The sequence below is a fragment of the Kitasatospora xanthocidica genome (genome assembly GCF_014656195.1).
GTDB lineage: Bacteria > Actinomycetota > Actinomycetes > Streptomycetales > Streptomycetaceae > Kitasatospora > Kitasatospora xanthocidica.
Genome location: NZ_BNBY01000006.1, coordinates 300397 through 317580 on the forward strand (window position 1 = coordinate 300397; position 17184 = coordinate 317580).

At 74.9% G+C, this 17184-nt stretch carries 11 protein-coding genes; 9 read left to right on the plus strand and 2 right to left on the minus strand.

All coding sequences use genetic code 11. The features are described 5' to 3' along the window. The first annotated feature begins 244 nt into the window (after positions 1 to 244). The 3 genes from shbA to IE332_RS13835 all read left to right on the plus strand — a co-directional run bounded on the left by shbA (position 245) and on the right by IE332_RS13835 (position 4021). The gene (gene shbA, locus IE332_RS13825; protein ID WP_189916091.1) at positions 245 to 955 is read left to right on the plus strand and encodes an RNA polymerase sigma factor ShbA; all 711 of its coding nucleotides are present in this window, start codon (positions 245 to 247) and stop codon (positions 953 to 955) included. 287 nt (positions 956 to 1242) lie between these two features. Further along, positions 1243 to 2745: an IMP dehydrogenase gene (gene guaB / locus IE332_RS13830; RefSeq protein ID WP_189916092.1), complete on the plus strand. Its 1503-nt coding sequence runs from the start codon at positions 1243 to 1245 to the stop codon at positions 2743 to 2745. A 148-nt stretch (positions 2746 to 2893) separates the two neighbouring features. Continuing rightward, positions 2894 to 4021, plus strand: coding sequence for a GuaB3 family IMP dehydrogenase-related protein (locus IE332_RS13835; protein ID WP_189916093.1), 1128 nt, complete (start codon positions 2894 to 2896; stop codon positions 4019 to 4021). Between the two features lie 82 nt (positions 4022 to 4103). On the opposite strand, the gene IE332_RS13840 is transcribed toward IE332_RS13835, so the two are convergent. Beyond that, a complete protein-coding gene (locus IE332_RS13840) occupies positions 4104 to 4667 on the minus strand; it encodes a hypothetical protein (RefSeq protein ID WP_189916094.1) in 564 nt (187 codons plus the stop codon). Positions 4668 to 4919: 252 nt separating this feature from the next. Here IE332_RS13840 and IE332_RS13845 point away from each other — a divergent pair, with 252 nt between their 5' ends. Then, positions 4920 to 6932 (plus strand): serine/threonine-protein kinase, encoded by a 2013-nt coding sequence (locus IE332_RS13845; RefSeq protein WP_189916095.1) that lies wholly within the window; start codon positions 4920 to 4922, stop codon positions 6930 to 6932. 25 nt (positions 6933 to 6957) lie between these two features. On the opposite strand, the gene IE332_RS13850 is transcribed toward IE332_RS13845, so the two are convergent. Next, positions 6958 to 7506, minus strand: a complete 549-nt coding sequence (locus tag IE332_RS13850) for an SHOCT domain-containing protein (protein WP_189916096.1) — start codon at positions 7504 to 7506, stop codon at positions 6958 to 6960. Positions 7507 to 7563: 57 nt separating this feature from the next. On the opposite strand from IE332_RS13850, the gene IE332_RS13855 reads away from it, so the two are divergent. The 5 genes from IE332_RS13855 to IE332_RS13875 all read left to right on the plus strand — a co-directional run bounded on the left by IE332_RS13855 (position 7564) and on the right by IE332_RS13875 (position 16473). Then, positions 7564 to 8721, plus strand: a complete 1158-nt coding sequence (locus IE332_RS13855) for a protein kinase family protein (protein ID WP_189916097.1) — start codon at positions 7564 to 7566, stop codon at positions 8719 to 8721. Positions 8722 to 8882: 161 nt separating this feature from the next. Beyond that, complete coding sequence (locus IE332_RS13860) at positions 8883 to 10706, plus strand: serine/threonine-protein kinase (protein ID WP_189916098.1); 1824 nt, start codon at positions 8883 to 8885, stop codon at positions 10704 to 10706. Positions 10707 to 10808: 102 nt separating this feature from the next. Continuing rightward, positions 10809 to 12440 (plus strand): succinic semialdehyde dehydrogenase, encoded by a 1632-nt coding sequence (locus tag IE332_RS13865; protein WP_189916099.1) that lies wholly within the window; start codon positions 10809 to 10811, stop codon positions 12438 to 12440. A gap of 163 nt (positions 12441 to 12603) precedes the next feature. Then, complete coding sequence (locus tag IE332_RS13870; protein WP_189916100.1) at positions 12604 to 14394, plus strand: GMC family oxidoreductase; 1791 nt, start codon at positions 12604 to 12606, stop codon at positions 14392 to 14394. Between the two features lie 393 nt (positions 14395 to 14787). Further along, on the plus strand, positions 14788 to 16473 hold the full coding sequence (locus IE332_RS13875; RefSeq protein WP_189916101.1) for a proline-rich domain-containing protein: 1686 nt from the start codon (positions 14788 to 14790) through the stop codon (positions 16471 to 16473). Positions 16474 to 17184: the final 711 nt, after the last annotated feature.

Consider the following 17184-nt stretch of genomic DNA (forward strand, 5'->3'; position numbering starts at 1 on the left):
GCACCATGGAGGAGTGGAGCACCTCGGGGACCAGCGGACAGGCACTGCGGCGAACCACGCAGCCGCAGGACACTCGGCGGACGGCGAGACGGACGGGACCACCGACGGCGGGGCGGGAGGCGGCACGGTGCAGGAGGGGCCGGTGGTGCGCGGCACGCCCCACGGTGCGCCAGCGCATAACGTTCCGGTGCACAACTCCGGACGCGGTGCCGCGTTTTCCCGCTCGACCAGGCACCATGGACCGATGCGCGACGACGTCGCCGGCGCGGCCGGCCAGGTGGACCCGGTGGAGGCCGAGCCCTCCGGTCCGGGTCACGACCCGTCGTACGCCGGATCGGGCGCGGCGGAGACCGGTCCGGTCCGCCCGCCGGTGCTCGGTTCGGGCGGCTCGCCGCTGGTGGGCGAGCTGGTCGCGGCCGCGGTGCGCGGCGAAGGGCCGGCCATCGACGCCCTGCTCGCCTACGTCCACCCGCTGGCGCAGCGCTACTGCCGCGCCAAGCTGGTCCGGCTGCCCGGCGGGGCCCGGCACCACGTGGACGACGTCGCCCAGGAGGTCTGCGTCGCGGTGCTCTGCGCGCTGCCCAGGTACAAGGACCAGGGGCGGCCGTTCGAGGCCTTCGTGTACGGCATCGCCGCGCACAAGATCGCCGATCTGCAGCGGGCCGCGATGCGCGGGCCCGGCTCGACCGTCGTCCCGCAGGACGACCTGCCGGAGGTGCCGGACGAGGCGCTCGGCCCGGAGGAGCAGGCGCTGCTGAGCAGCGACGCGGCCTGGGCCAAGGAGCTGCTGTCCAACCTGCCGGCCCGTCAGCGCGAGCTGGTGCTGCTGCGGGTCGCCGCCGGACTGTCGGCGGAGGAGACCGGCGAGGTGCTCGGGATGTCGCCGGGGGCCGTCCGGGTGGCCCAGCACCGGGCGCTCAGCCGGCTGCGGGCGCTCGCGGAAGAGTCCTCCTGACCTGGTCCCCTTTCCCCGCCCCCGCCGTCCGCGGGGCCGGCCGACGCCGCGGAATGAGCGGCGGGGCGGGGGTGTTGTCAAGGGCACACGAGGACACATTCGCGGTGCCAGTACCATGGGGTATCGGCGCCTGGGCGGGTAGCCAAAGTTTCACGGGTGCGCGCGGGGTCCCCTTGGAGGATCCTCCCATTGCACCCGGCTTCGGCGGTCTGCGCGAGTGAGCGATGACAGCGCCCCCACCCTCAGGGCGTGAGCGGATAAGGCCGGCCACGGAAGGTACCCCCCAAATGTCTTACAACGCCGCAGGCGTACCCGAGAAGTTCGCCATGCTCGGGCTCACGTTCGATGACGTCCTGCTGCTGCCCGGGGCCTCCGAGGTGCTGCCGAACGGGGTCGACACCTCCTCGCGGGTCTCCCGGAACGTGCGCGTCAACATCCCGCTGCTCTCCGCGGCGATGGACAAGGTCACCGAGTCGCGGATGGCCATCGCGATGGCGCGCCAGGGCGGCGTCGGCGTGCTGCACCGCAACCTGTCGGTCGAGGACCAGGCCAACCAGGTCGACCTGGTGAAGCGCTCCGAGTCCGGCATGGTCACCGACCCGATCACGGTCGGCCCCGACACCACGCTCGCCGAGGCCGACGCCCTGTGCGCCAAGTTCCGCATCTCCGGCGTGCCGATCGCCGACGAGGCCGGCAAGCTGCTCGGCATCGTCACCAACCGTGACATGGCCTTCGAGTCGGACCGCAGCCGCCAGGTCCGCGAGATCATGACCCCGATGCCGCTGATCACCGGCAAGGTCGGCATCTCCGGCGTCGACGCGATGGCGCTGCTGCGCCGCCACAAGATCGAGAAGCTGCCGCTGGTCGACGACGAGGGCCGGATCAAGGGCCTGATCACCGTCAAGGACTTCGTCAAGGCCGAGCAGTACCCGAACGCCGCCAAGGACGCCGAGGGCCGGCTGCTGGTCGGCGCCGCCGTCGGCGCCAGCGCCGAGGCGTTCGACCGGGCCCAGGCCCTGGTCGAGGCCGGCGTGGACTTCCTGGTGGTGGACACCTCGCACGGCCACAGCCACAACGCGCTGGCCTGGATCGCCAAGATCAAGTCGGCCGTCGGCGTCGACGTGGTCGGCGGCAACGTCGCCACCCGCGACGGCGCCCAGGCGCTGATCGACGCCGGCGTGGACGGCGTCAAGGTCGGCGTCGGCCCCGGCTCCATCTGCACCACCCGCGTGGTCGCCGGCATCGGCGTCCCGCAGATCACCGCCATCTACGAGGCCGCCCAGGCCTGCCAGGCGGCCGGCGTGCCGGTCATCGGCGACGGCGGCCTGCAGTACTCCGGCGACATCGGCAAGGCGCTGGCCGCCGGCGCCGACACCGTGATGCTCGGCTCGCTGCTGGCCGGCTGCGAGGAGTCCCCGGGCGAGCTGCTGTTCATCAACGGCAAGCAGTTCAAGTCCTACCGCGGCATGGGCTCGCTGGGCGCCATGCAGTCCCGCGGCCAGGGCCGCTCCTACTCCAAGGACCGCTACTTCCAGGCCGAGGTGGCCTCGGACGACAAGCTCGTCCCCGAGGGCATCGAGGGCCAGGTGCAGTACCGCGGCCCGCTGTCGGCCGTGCTGCACCAGCTGGTCGGCGGTCTGCGCCAGACCATGGGCTACGTCGGCGCCGGCACCATCGCCGAGATGGAGAGCAAGGGCCGCTTCGTCCGGATCACCTCGGCGGGCCTCAAGGAGAGCCACCCGCACGACATCCAGATGACCGTCGAGGCGCCGAACTACTCGACCCGCTGACGCGCTGAACACGGAAGGGCCCGCTCCGGCGGGCCCTTCCGCGTGTCCGGGGGCCGGGCCGTCGGGGCGGCCCTGCCCCCGGTACGGGATACTGGGGTGCGGCCGGGGTGACCCGGTCGGCATGGGCAATACAGCAGAAGGGCTCGAAGTGACTGAGATCGAGATCGGGCGAGGCAAGCGCGGCCGCCGGGCATACGCATTCGACGACATCGCCGTCGTCCCCAGCCGCCGTACCCGGGACCCGAAGGAGGTCTCGATCGCCTGGCAGATCGACGCCTACCGCTTCGAGCTGCCGTTCCTGGCCGCCCCGATGGACAGCGTGGTCTCGCCGCAGCAGGCCATCGCCATCGGCCGCCTCGGCGGCCTGGGCGTGCTGAACCTCGAAGGCCTCTGGACCCGCTACGAGGACCCGCAGCCGCTGCTCGACGAGATCGCCTCGATCACCGACGCCTCCCTGGCCACCCGCCGGCTGCAGGAGATCTACGCCGCGCCGATCCGGGCCGAGCTGATCAAGCAGCGCATCCAGGAGGTCCGCGACTCCGGCGTGGTCACCGCCGCCGCGCTCTCGCCGCAGCGCACCGCCGAGTTCTCCAAGGCCGTCGTGGACGCCGGCGTCGACGTCTTCGTCATCCGCGGCACCACGGTCTCGGCCGAGCACGTCTCCGGCGCCGCCGAGCCGCTCAACCTCAAGCAGTTCATCTACGAGCTGGACGTCCCGGTGATCGTCGGCGGCTGCGCCACGTACACCGCGGCCCTGCACCTGATGCGGACCGGCGCGGCCGGCGTGCTCGTCGGCTTCGGCGGCGGCGCCGCCCACACCACCCGCACCGTGCTCGGCATCCAGGTGCCGATGGCCACCGCCGTCGCCGACGTCGCGGCCGCCCGCCGTGACTACATGGACGAGTCCGGCGGCCGCTACGTGCACGTGATCGCGGACGGCGGCGTCGGCTACAGCGGCGACATCCCGAAGGCCGTCGCCTGCGGCGCCGACGCGGTGATGATCGGTGCCGCGCTGGCCCGTGCCACCGACGCCCCGGGCAAGGGCTTCCACTGGGGCATGGAGGCCGTCCACGAGGAGCTGCCGCGCGGCAAGCGGGTGGACCTCGGCACCGTCGGCACCACCGAGGAGATCCTGACCGGTCCGTCGCACACCCCGGACGGCACCATGAACCTCTTCGGTGCGCTGCGCCGTGCGATGGCCACCACGGGCTACACCGAGCTCAAGGAGTTCCAGCGGGTCGAGGTGACCGTCAACCCGGCGCTCGACCACCGCTGAGCCGCGTGCTGAGGAAGGCCCCCGCCGGGTACGGCGGGGGCCTTCGGGCTGTCCGGGGGCGGGCGGTGTCGTCCGGGAGGGGTCAACCGCGGTCGGCGGCGCGGCGGGTGAGGAGGAAGCCGCCGATGACGGCGATGGCGTAGAAGGCGGCGTCGAGGGGGCGGAGGTCGGCGCGCCAGGTGGCCAGGGTGTCGTGCAGGAGGCCGCGGGGGCCGGGGCCGTCGGCGTGCACCCGGCGGAGGTGTTCGGTCAGCTGGCCGAGGAGGAGCGCGCCGGCCGCGAGGAGGGCGCCGAGGGGCGGGAGCAGCCGGTTCCGGCCACCGAGGCGTCCGAGCGGGAGGGCGACCAGGCCGGCCGGGGCGATGGCCAGCCAGCCGAGGCTGTCGGCGGCCCGCAGCGGGGCGCAGCCGTAGGCCAGGCCGCCGACCAGCACGGCGAGGGCGGCGAGGGCGACGGCGAGGGCGGTGCGGCGGCGGGGGGCGGTCCGGGGCGCGGGCTCGACGGGCTCGTAGCCGGTGACCGGGGCGCCGGGCATGCCGGGCGCGACGTAGCCCTCGGGGGAGGCCGGGGCGGGTGCGAGCGAGTAGTGCTGGGCGGTGTGCGGCCGGGCGGATGGGCCGTCAGTGCCCGGTGCGGGTGCGGACATGGGCGTCGAATCCCCCCGGAAAAGACGATGAGCTGCCGAACGGTAGCAGTCCTTCGGGCGGATCTTGGCGAGTTTTCGATCACAGATCGGGCACGGAGCGCCGCCCCGGTTCCGGTTCGTCCCAGGTTGGGACGGGGGGCGGGTGGTCGAGGGGCCCCGGGACAGGGGATGATGGAGGCTTGGGCGTTCGGGCCCGGCCGGTCCGACGCGCCGTCACCACGACCGCCAGCAGCACATGGGGGAACGTTCCGAATGACCCAGGCGCAGGGTTCCACCGGCCGCCTCCTCGCCGGCCGCTACCGCCTGAACGGCGTGCTCGGACGCGGCGGGATGGGCACCGTCTGGCGGGCCGAGGACGAGATGCTGGGCCGGACCGTCGCGGTCAAGGAACTGCGGATGAACGCCAGCGTCGAGGAGGAGGAGAAGCACCGGCTGATCGTCCGGACGCTGCGCGAGGCCAAGGCGACCGCCCGGATCCGGCACAGCTCCGCCGTCACCGTCTTCGACGTGGTCGACGAGGACGACCGGCCGTGGATCGTCATGGAGCTGGTCGAGTCCCGCTCGCTGGCCGACGTCATCCGCGAGGACGGGCCGCTCGCGCCCGCCCGGGCCGCCGAGATCGCGCTCGACGTGCTGGGCGTGCTGAGCGCCGCGCACGCGCTGGGCATCCTGCACCGGGACGTCAAGCCGTCCAACGTGCTGATCGGCGAGGACGGCCGGGTCGTGCTGACCGACTTCGGCATCGCGAGCGTGGAGGGCGACGCGTCCGTCACCTCCACCGGCATGCTGGTCGGCGCGCCCTCGTACATATCCCCGGAGCGGGCCCGCGGGCAGAAGCCCGGGCCGCCGGCCGACCTGTGGTCGCTGGGCGGCACGCTGTACGCGATGGTCGAGGGCCGGCCGCCGTACGACCGCGGCTCGGCGCTGGCCACCCTGACCGCGGTGATGACCGAGGACCTGGCCACGCCGGTGAACGCCGGGTCGCTGGGGCCGGTGATCGAGGGGCTGCTGGCGAAGGACCCGGCCGAGCGGCTGGACGCCTCGCAGACCCGGTCGATGCTCAAGCGGGTGGTCGCGGAGGCGACCGTGAAGGCCGAGTCGACCACCGAGCACGCGATGTCGGTGGAGGCGGCGGTCGGCGCGGCCGAGTCGAAGACGAAGGGCGAACCGCAGGCCGAACCGAAGAGCGAGTCGAAGGCCGAGCCGGCGACGGCGCCGGAGTCGACGCCGTCGCCGTCGCCGGAGAAGCCCGAGGGCGGCCGCAAGCGGACGGTGGGCGGGCTGCTGGGGACGGTCCGGGTGGGCAGCCGCGCCCGCGACGAGGTGCCGCCCGCGGAGGCCGTGGCGGAGCCCGCGGCACCGGCGGCGCAGGCGGTGGAGCCGTCGCCCGAGCCGATCAGGCCGGTCACCAGCGAGTGGACGCTGGGGGCGACCCAGGCCGCCGGGGCCGACCCGCGCACCGGCCGGCGGCGGCTGGCCATCGCGACCGTGGTCGTGGTGCTGCTGCTGATCGCCGGCGTGGTCGCGGTGATCCAGGCCGTCGGCGGGGACTCCGACGCGAAGGGCGGTTCCACCCACGGCTCGGGCGCCACCGCGCCGGTCGTGGCGACCACGGACACCACGCCGAGCCAGAGCGCCCCGGCCCCGGCCCCGGCCACGGAGCCCGCCCCCGCGCCCGCCGCGACGGCCACCGGGACGCCGGGCGCCGAGACCGGCACGCCCGCCGCTCCGGCCCCCGCGCAGCCCGCCGCCACCACGCCCGCGGCGCCCGTGCAGCCCCCGGCCCCCGCCCAGACGCCGGCGCAGCCCGCGCCGGGCGGCGCGGTGCCGGCCGGGTACCACGAGTACAAGGACCCGAGCGGTTTCTCGGTCGTCCTGCCGGACTGGCTGCAGCCCTCCGGGTCGGACGCCAACCGGCGGATCTTCAAGAACGCCAGCGGCAGCCAGCTGCGGATCGAGTGGACGACCTCGCCGGGCGAGAGCGCCGTGGCCGACTGGCAGGAGTCCGAGCCCAACGTGCGCGGCCAGGTGACCAACTACCAGCGGCTGAACCTGTCGGCGATCAGCTACCGGCAGTGGACCAACGCGGCGGACTGGGAGTGGACCAACGGCACGCCCAAGACGCACTCCCTCAACCGCGGTTTCGTGACCGGGACCCCGGCCAAGTACGGCTACTCGATCTACTGGATCGTCCCGGACGCGGAGTGGGCGGCGCAGGCCCCGGTCCGGGACGTCGTCTTCAACAGTTTCCAGCCCGCGCCGTAGCGCGGCGGGCGGGTGGGCGGTGGGCTCAGCCGATCAGACGCTGTTTGGCGCGGCTGAACTCGTCCTCGGTGAGCGCACCGGTAGCGTGCAGGGCGACCAGCCGCTCCAGCTGGCCGATGAGCTGCTCGCCGTCGACGAGCGGGCCGGCGGCGGCCGGTGCGGCGGGCTTCTCCAGGGCGGCGGCGGGGGCGGTGCGGGCGAGCCGGGCCGACTCCCGTACCTGCTCGGCGAAGACGTCGGCCTTGACCACGTCCTCGAAGCGGTGCGCGCCGGTCAGCGCGACGACCGTCAGCACGTCACCATTGAGCTTGGTGCGGGCCACCGTGGCGTCGGTGACGGCGGTGAGCGGAACCGGTATCGGCGGCTTCCCGTCCTTCAGGAAGAGCAGCCGGTGGGTGGTCAGGACGAGCACCCCCTTGCGGAAGTGGTCGGGATGGCGCCCGGCGGTGGAGGCGACCGGCTTCTCGCCGTCGATCACGGAGGCCTCGACCGTACGGACGGCCTCCGCCCGGTTGGCTTGGTTGTTGTTTCCCGCCACCCTGAAGGCGGTGTCGATCAGATCGGTCCATTCCATGGGACCGAGCGTAAAGGAGCCGCTCAGTAGGCTGCTCGGTGAGCGAGAGGAACTGGCATGCGAGGCGGCCCCGGGCAAGTGCTGGCGGGACGGTACCGGCTGACGGACCGTCCCGAACTCCTGCGTGCCCACGCGGTGGACGAGCGGACCGGTGAATCGGTCCTGCTGCGCGCCCTGGAACTGCCCGCGCTGCTGACCGCGGGTCAGGACCCGGAGGACGCGGTGCCCGCCCAGGCGGACCGGCTGGTGCGGAGGGTGGCGGCGGTCGGTTCGGCCGCCCCGGCCGCGCACCCCCGGCTGCTGCGCGGGGTCGGCGCCTTCGTCGAGCACGATCTGCTGTGGACGGTGGAGGAGCGGCCGCCCGGGCTGACGGCGGCCGAACTCCTCACCGCCGGGCCGCTGCCGCCGTACCGGGCGGCCGAGCTGGCGGCCGACCTGGCCGCCGCGCTGCGGACGCTGCACGCGGCCGGGCTCAGCCACGGCAACGTGGCCGCCGGCTCGGTGCTGGTCTGCGAGGACGGCGCCGCGATGCTCGGCGGGCTGCTCGCCGGGGTGGCGGAGGAGGCGCTGGCCGAGGAGCTCGGCGGGCCCGGTGGGCGGCGGCGGTACGACGTGCGGGCCACCATGGTCGGCCCGGTGGCGGAACGCTGGCCGCTGGACGGCGGCCCGGCGGGCGACTGCTGGGCGCTCGGGGTGCTGCTGCACCGGCTGGTCGCCGGCCGCTCGCCGTACCCGGAGGGCGGTGTGCCGGAGCTGGTGACGGCCGTACGGGACGGGCGGCGCGAGCACTCGGCGGTCTGCGGGCCGCTGGGGCCGCTGGTCGAGCGGCTGCTGCAGCCGGACCCGGTGCTGCGGCCGACCGCGGAGGCGGTGGGCCGGGAGCTGGCGGAGCTGCTGGCCGGCGCGCCGGAGCCGGTGGACGAGGAGCGGGTGGCGCGGGCGGTGACCCTGAAGCCGGAGGCGCCGCTGGTGCCGCTGCGGCCGCGCCGGGGCGGTCGGCGCGGCGGAAAGGGCGCGGATTCCGGGAATGCCGGGGCCGGTAAGGGTGCCGGTAAGGGCGTCGGTAAGGGTGCCGGTAAGGGCAGCGGTAACGGGCTCGGGGGCGCGGCGAAACCGCCGCGGATACCCCCGGCCCTCCTGGGCCCGTTGCTGGTGGGCGGGGTCTTTGTCCTGCTGGCGCTGGGAATAGCGGCGGTGGTGTTGTTCGCGGGCTGACGGCCCGCCCGGATCCGGGGTGGCCGGTCCGGGGGGTGGGCGAGATTACCGGGGGCGGCGGGGTACGCCTAATGTGTGCGTGGGATTTGTTCGAACAGTGGTCTGCACCAGGACCTCCGTCGCGGTGACGGCAGGCGGAACGTGTGGGGGAGCGGTCGCAGATGGGTGTGCAGGACGGGCCGGATGCGGCCGAGGCGGAGCGGCTGCTGGCCGGGCGGTACGAGCTCGGTGAGCGGCTCGGCCGTGGCGGCATGGGCACCGTCTGGCGGGCCTGGGACCGGATGCTCGACCGCGAGGTCGCGGTCAAGGAGCTGACCGTCAACCACCTGCCCGAGGAGGACCTGCAGATCCTGCACACCCGGATGAAGCGCGAGGCCAGCGCGGCCGCGCGGATCAAGCACCCGGGCGTGATCACCGTGCACGACGTGCTGGAGCAGGACGGCCGGCCGTGGATCGTCATGGAGCTGGTCGACGGCCGCTCGCTGGCCGACGTGATCAGCCAGGACGGCACCCTGCAGCCGCGCGCCGCCGCCGAGGTCGGCAGCCAGGTGCTCGCCGCGCTGCACCGCGGCCACCAGCTGGGCGTGCTGCACCGGGACGTGAAGCCCGCCAACGTGCTGCTGGAGCGCGGCACCGGGCGGGTGGTGCTGCTGGACTTCGGCATCGCCAAGTACGAGGGCTCGACCGAGCTGACCCGGCCGGGCGACCTGGTCGGCTCGCCGGACTACCTGGCGCCGGAGCGCGCCCAGGGCGAGCGGCCCGGGCCGGCCTCCGACCTGTGGGGCCTCGGGGCGACGCTGTACGCCGCCGTCGAGGGCCAGTCGCCGTTCCGCCGGGACTCGCCGATCACCACGCTGGCGGCGGTGGTCGACGAGCCGCTGCCGGAGTCGCGCCGGGCCGGGCCGCTGGGGCCGGTGCTGGCCGCGCTGATGGCCAAGGACCCGGCCGACCGGCCGACCGCGGACGAGGCGGCCCGGATGCTGGCCGAGGTGCAGGCCGGGCACACGATGGGCTTCAAGGCGGTCGCGCCGCTGCGCGCGCCCACCCAGTCGGTGCCGGTGGTGGACCGTAGCGAGGGCGCCCTGGTGGTCGGGCCGGTGCCGGGCGAGGGGGCCGAAGGGGCTGAGGGCTTCGAGGGCTCCGAGGGGCCGACCGAGGCGCAGGCCGCTGCGGCCACTCCGGCCGTCCCCGTCGTTCCCGTCGTTCCCGTCGTTCCGGTGGTCCCCGTCGTGCCTGCCGTCGCGGCCGTTCAGGAGACCTCCAGGGGCGGGTCGGCCGCCGCACAGGCGCACACCGGGCCGGTCACGCCGGTGGCGCACTCCAGCACGCCCGCGCGCGGACCGGCCAAGCGCCGCAGCACCGCCAAGATCGTCGCCGTCGCGCTGGCCGTCGGACTGCTGGCGGCCGCGGGGACCTTCCTCACCACCCGGTTCCTGGTGGGCGGGGAGGGCCCGGACGGCCCGTCGCCGACCGCACCGGTCGAGTCGTCCGCACCGGAGCCCGGCAACGGCGCCAGCGCCCCGGCGGCGCCCAGCGGCTACCACTGGGTCGACGACCCGGCCGGCTTCCGCTTCCCGCTGCCCTCGGGCACCCCGGCCTGGCAGCGCAGCGCCACGTCCGACAACCAGATCTACTACAGCCCCGACAACAAGGCGCACTACCTGCAGTTCGCCGTCACCGTGGGGCAGTCGGTCAAGCCGCTGGACCACATGCGGCAGATGGAGGGCTCCGTCTCCAAGTCGCTGAAGGACTACAAGCAGCACAAGCTGACCAGCGTCGCGGTGAACGGCCACGAGGCGGCCGTCTGGGAGTTCAGTTACGCGGCCCAGGGCGGCGGACGGCGCCGGGCGATCGAGGCCGAGTTCATCGACGACGACGGCACCAGCTACGCGATCTACTCGTCCAGTCCGGAGCGGGGCAACGAGTGGAACGAGGCCGAACAGCGCTTCAACGCGGTGCTCCACTACTTCACGCCGACCCGCTGACGACGAGGGCGCGCGGGCGGCGCGCCCGCTTTCGCCCGACTGCGGCAGATTCTTGTTACCGACGGGTACCGGACCGGCCGCCGAAGGCCTAGGCTGCGCCGTATGTCGGACCTCACAGCAGATGCAGTGGCCACCGAACACCCCGGCGCCGGCAACCCGGCGGCCCCCGGCGGCGGCCGCACCGTCGCGGCGGCCGTCCCGCCGTCCCTGGTCGCCCGGCTGGCCGCCGGCGTCACCGCCACCGGCGAGCCCGACCTGGTGGAGACCGTCGCCCCGCTGACCGGCGAGCGGCTGGCCAGCCTGCCGCAGTCCACCCCCGCCGACGTCGAGGTCGCCTTCCAGCTGGCCCGCCGCGCCCAGTCCGCCTGGGCCGCGCTGCCGGTCCGCCGGCGGGCCGCCGTCCTGCTGCGCTTCCACGACCTGCTGCTCAAGCGGCAGGACGAGGTGCTGGACCTGATCCAGGCGGAGACCGGCAAGGCCCGGCTGCACGCCTTCGAGGAGGTGCTGGCCGTCGCCATGGCCGCCCGGCACTACGGGCGGTCCGCGCCCGGGTACCTCAAGGACAAGCGGCGCGGCGGCGCGCTGCCGGTGCTCACCCACGCGGTCGAGGCCCGCCGCCCCAAGGGCGTGATCGGCCACATCTCGCCGTGGAACTACCCGCTGGAGCTGTCCGTCGGCGACGCCCTGCCCGCCTTCGTGGCCGGCAACGCGGTGGTCAACAAGCCCGACACCCAGACCGCGCTGACCGCCCTGTGGGCGCGTGAGCTGCTGGTCGAGGCCGGGCTGCCGGCCGACCTGTGGCAGGTCGTGATCGGCGACGGGCCGGTGATCGGCCCCGCCGTGGTGGAGCACGCCGACTACGTCTCGTTCACCGGCTCCACCCGCACCGGCCGCGACGTCGCCCAGCGCGCCGCCGCCCGGCTGGTCGGCGCCTCGCTCGAACTCGGCGGCAAGAACGCCATGCTGGTGCTCTCCGACGCCGACCTGGACGCCGCCGCCGCGGGCGCCGTACGGGCCTGCTTCTCCTCAGCCGGGCAGCTGTGCATCTCGATCGAGCGGCTGCTGGTGCACCGCTCGGTGGCCGACGAGTTCCTGGAGCGCTTCGCCGCCCGCACCCGGGCGCTGCGCCTGGGCGGCGGCCTCGCGTACGGCGCGGACATGGGCTCGCTGGTCTCCGTCCGCCAGCTGGAGACCACGACCCGGCACGTGGAGGAGGCCGTCAAGGCCGGCGCCACCGTGGTGGCCGGCGGCCGCGCCCGGCCGGACCTCGGCCCGTTCTTCTTCGAGCCGACCGTCCTCGACGGCGTCACCCCCGACATGGCGGTCTGCGCCGAGGAGACCTTCGGCCCGGTCGTCTCCGTCTACCGCTTCGACACCGAGGAGGAGGCGGTGGCCGCCGCCAACTCCACGCCGTACGGCCTGAACTCCAGCGTCTGGACCAGGAACCCCCGGCGCGGGCGGGCGGTCGCGGCCCGGCTGCGCACCGGGACGGTCAACGTCAACGAGGCCTACGCGGCCGCGTACGGTTCGGTCGCCTCGCCGATGGGCGGCATGGGCGACTCCGGGCTGGGCCGCCGGCACGGCGCCGAGGGCATCCTGCGCTTCACCGAGGCGCAGACCATCGCGACCCAGCGGCTGATGCCGATCGCGCCGTCGTTCGGCCTGGACGACAAGCAGTTCGCCGCCGTGATGACCGGCGGGCTGCGCGCGCTCAAGGCGCTGCGCTTCAAGTAGGCCCCGGCGGCGACCGGACCCAGGCGGTATCGCGTGGCCCGGCGGTGTCGCGTGGCCCGGCGGTGTCGCGTGGCCCGGCGGGTATCGCGGGCTCCCGGCAGCGCGGGGGCCCGATCCCGCGGTTCTCCCAGGCAGTTTCATCCCGGCGAAGGAGCAGTGGCAGATGGTGGAGTCCGGCGGTGCGGCGGAGTTCGACTACGACGTGGTCGTGGTCGGGTCCGGCTTCGGCGGTTCGGTCGCGGCGCTGCGGCTGACCGAGAAGGGCTACCGGGTCGCCGTCCTGGAGGCCGGGCGGCGCTTCGACCGGGACGAACTGCCCAGGAACTCCTGGGACCTGCCGAACTACCTGTGGGCGCCGCAGCTCGGGCTGTACGGCATCCAGCGGATCCACCTGCTGGCCAATGTGCTGATCCTGGCCGGCGCCGGGGTCGGCGGCGGTTCGCTCAACTACGCCAACACCCTCTACGTGCCGCCGAAGGCCTTCTTCGAGGACCGCCAGTGGCGCCACATCACCGACTGGCAGGAGGAGTTGGCGCCGTTCTACGACCAGGCGCAGCGGATGCTCGGGGTCCGGCTCAACCCGACCGTCACCCCCTCCGATGTGCACCTCAAGGCGGCCGCCGAGAAGATGGGCGTCGGCGACACCTTCCACATGGCGCCGGTCGGGGTGTTCTTCGGCGACGGCAAGGACACCGACGGGACGGCCAAGGCGGCGCCGGGCGACGAGGTCGCCGACCCGTACTTCGGCGGCGCGGGCCCGGCCCGCAAGGCCTGTGTGGAGTGCGGCGAGTGCATGACCGGCTGCCGGCACGGCGCAAAGAACATGCTCACCGAGAACTACCTGTACCTGGCCGAGCGGGGCGGCGCGGAGATCCACCCGCTCACCACGGTGGCCCGGATCCGGGAGCAGGGCGAGGGCTACGCGGTGGACGTGCGCCGCACCGACGCGCGGTCGAAGACCGACCGGGTGAAGGCGGGCGCGCGGACCGTCACCGCCGCCCGGGTCGTCGTCGCGGCCGGCACCTACGGCACCCAGTCGCTGCTGCACCGGATGCGCGCGGACGGCCACCTGCCCCGGATCTCGGCCCGGCTCGGCGAGCTCACCCGCACCAACTCCGAGGCCCTGGTGGGCGCCCAGACCACCGACCGGCGCTACGGCACCAAGGCGGACTTCACCAAGGGCGTCGCGATCACCTCCTCGATCCACCCGGACGCCAACACCCACATCGAGCCGGTCCGCTACGGCAAGGGCTCCAACGCGATGGGCGCGCTGTCGATCGCCCAGGTCAAGGGCGGTGGGCGGGGCCCGCGCTGGCTGCGCTACCTGGGCAACTCGGTGCTCCACCCGGTGACCTTCGCCCGCTCGATGAACCAGCGCGGCTGGTCCGAGAAGACGATCATCGGCCTGGTGATGCAGTCGCTGGACAACTCGATCACCGTCTCGCTGAAGAAGGGCCCGCTCGGCAAGGACCGGCTCACCTCCAGCCAGGGCCACGGCGCCCCCAACCCGACCTGGATCCCGGCCGCCGAGCAGGGCGCCCAGGCGCTGGCCGACGAGATCAACGGCTTCGCGGGCAGCACCGTCGGCGAGATCTTCGACATCCCGATGACCGCGCACTTCCTCGGCGGCTGTCCGATCGGCGACGCCCCCGAGACCGGCGTGGTCGACCCGTACCACCGGCTGTACGGCTACCCGGGGATCAGCGTGGTGGACGGCGCGGCCGTCTCCGCCAACCTCGGCGTCAACCCCTCGCTCACCATCACCGCGCAGGCCGAGCGCGCCATGTCGATGTGGCCGAACAAGGGCGAGGCGGACCGGCGCCCGGCACAGGACGAGCGGTACCGGCGGGTCACCCCGGTGGCGCCGGTGCGGCCGGCCGTGCCGGAGGGCGCGTTCGGTGCGCTGCGGCTGCCGCTGCTGCCCGTCCCGGAGGTCCCGAAGAAGCGGGACTGAGGCCGGTCGGAGCCGGTCCCGGGGGCCAACCCGCCTGCCGGGGTTCCCGGTTGACATCCGTTCGAGACCGATGGGATAAACGGGCTCCCTGGGGCGGCCCAGGGACTCGTCGAGCGGGGGGACCGGTCCATGACCAACTGCGCATCCTGCGGCGCGACTTCGGCGGAGGGGGTGGCGGCCTGCGGCTCCTGCGGGCGGCCGCTCGCACCGCCCGCGCCTCCGTCCGGACCGCCCGCACCTCCTCCCGCACCCCCACCGGCGCCTCCGGCCGGACTGCCCGTCGCGCCTCCGGCCGGACCGCCCGTCGCGCCGCCCGCCGCGCCGCCCGCGGGCCCGCCCGGGTACCCGCCTCCGCCGCCCGGCCCGGGCGGGGCGCTGCCCGCCCCGCCGACCGTGGGCAGCTGGGGCGCCGGGCAGCCGTACACCCAGCCGCCGCCCGTCCACCGCCTGCTGACCGGGGCCGACTGGCGGCCGGCGCTCCGGGCGGCCGTCGCGCCGACCCTCGTGCTGCTGCTGGCAGCGCTGATCGCGGCCCTCCCGAGCGACTACCAGTACGAGTACCGGTTCCGCTCGCCCGACTTCGGGGACCGCTTCGGCGCGACCCTGTCGATGGCGCTGAACGCGCTCGGCGCGCCGTTCAAGGTCGGGTACCAGAGCCCGCTCAGCCGGGGCAGCGCCGAACGGATGGACATCGTCCTCCGGGTGGCGCCGATGACCGTCACCGTGCTGTGGTGCCTGGCGCTCTGGTCCGGCCTGCGGGCCGGGCTGCGCCGGCGCAAGGCGGTGGAGGGCCAGCTGACCCGGGGCCAGGCGGCCGGCGAGGCGCTGCGCACCGCGCTGGTGCTGGCCGGGGTGACCACGGTGCTCTGGGCGGTCGGCGGCACGACCTGGCGGCCGCGGGACGACTACGGCTACCCCGACTACACCGGCAGCGCCGGCCGGGACCTGGCCCGGCCGGCGCTCACCGCGGGCGCCGGCTGGCTGGAGGCGGTCGGCTGGACGGTGCTGCTGGCCGGCCTGCTCGCCTTCCTCGTCCACGGCACCGACGCGCTGCGCTGGGCCGCCTGGCGCAGCCGGTCGGTGCGTGGCTGGGCGGTGGCCGCGCTGACCGCGGGCCAGGTGCTGGCGGTGTCGGTGGGCCTGTCCGCGGCGACGGCCTTCGTGCTGGTCGCGGCGAACAGCACCAGCGGCGGGCAGATCGGGCTGTCGCTGGCCTTCCTGCCGAACCTCGGCCTCTCCCTGCTCGGCTTCGGCTCGGGCGCGACCGTCCAGGCCCACAGCGGCCTGACCGGCGCCGATTCCTCCTGGGGCGACCGCAGTGAGGACGTGGAGTTCTCCTTCTTCGACCTGCACGACCAGGTGGGCGCCGACTGGCGCTGGGTGGGGCTGCTGGCGCTCGTCGCGGCCGGCCTGCTCGGCTGGACGGCGTACCGGCGCCGGCTGGACGCGGCCGACCGGCTCCGCCTGGCGGTGGTGCACACCGGGGTGCTCACCCTGCTGATGACGGTGGCCGGGGCGATGATGACCCGGACCTCGTCCACGGCGGGCTGGAGAGGTGCCTCCGACCTGGAGGTGTCCCAGGAGAACTCGGTCGGGCTGACCTTCCTCACCGTCCTGGCGGCCAACGCGGTCTGGGCGGTGGTCGGCGCCCTGCTGGTGCCGCCGCTGCTGGCGGCCGCCCGGGTCGGGGGAACGGGCGCCGGGTACGCCGGGGCCGGGCAGGGCGGTGTGCCGTACGGCGCGCCCCAGGGCGCCGGCGCCGCCGCGTACCCGTACGCGCCGGTGCCGCCGGAGGTGCCGTACGGTCCGACGCCGCCGCACGGCGTGCCGGTCCCGGGCGTGCTGCCGCAGGGCGCTCCGGTGTCCGGCGGGCCGTCGCTGGAGAAGCGGGACGAGCGGGACGAGATGCGGGACGGGCCGGGGGAGGAGCCGCCCGTGCCGGGCTCGGGGGTGAGCGAGGTGCTGGCCTCGCACGAGGCGCCGGCCACGCCGGCCGCCGGGACGCCGCTGCCCGCCGACCTGCCGCCGCCGCGGGCCGAGGCGCCGGTCGACCCGAGCGTCTGGCGCGAGCACCCGTAGCGCCGCCGGAGGGCGGAGAGGTCCGGACAGGGCAAAGGGCCCCGCGGGGGAACGGGGCCCTTTGTCGCTCAGCACTCGGCGTCAGGGCCGCGCCGGTGCTGGGGTGACGGCGCCGGGGGAGGAGCGCCGTCGTGTCGGTTGGCTTCGGGTCGCGCCCCCGCCGCTCCGGCGCGGGTGGCCGGTGGTGCCGGGGCGCGCACGGTGGTGCGGGGCGCGCACGCTCCTGGGGCGGCGGCCGTCACGCGGGTCCGCGCCGGTCGCTCGCTTACGGAGCGTGAAGTGAAAACCGCTGCCACCTCCCTGGGCGGCGGCCGCGGAGCCATCGTCGGCGGACCCCTCGGTGAGCCGTCAGGTCGCCGGGAGAACCGCCTACACCGAGCATCGTCCTGGACGGAGGGCTCGCTCTGCAACCGATTCGGCGCAGTTCGACCCGGTCCATTTGCCGTCGGCACGGGTGTCGATGATCACGGTGCGTAGTGGTCTGCGGGGTCTCGGCGCACGGGGACGCGCGTAGCGGCGCGAGCCGGACGGGGGCGTACGCCGGGGGTGACCCGGATCGGGCCGGGGGTGCGACGGCCGGTCCCGGGCGTCCCCGGACTCCGGCCGTCCCACCTCGCGGCCCAGTCGCGGCCGGGTTCGCTGTCCCCTGCTGACCGGCCTCGGCACCCGCGCACGGTCCCACGGAGCCGCGCTCCCGGTGTTCCGGGCGGG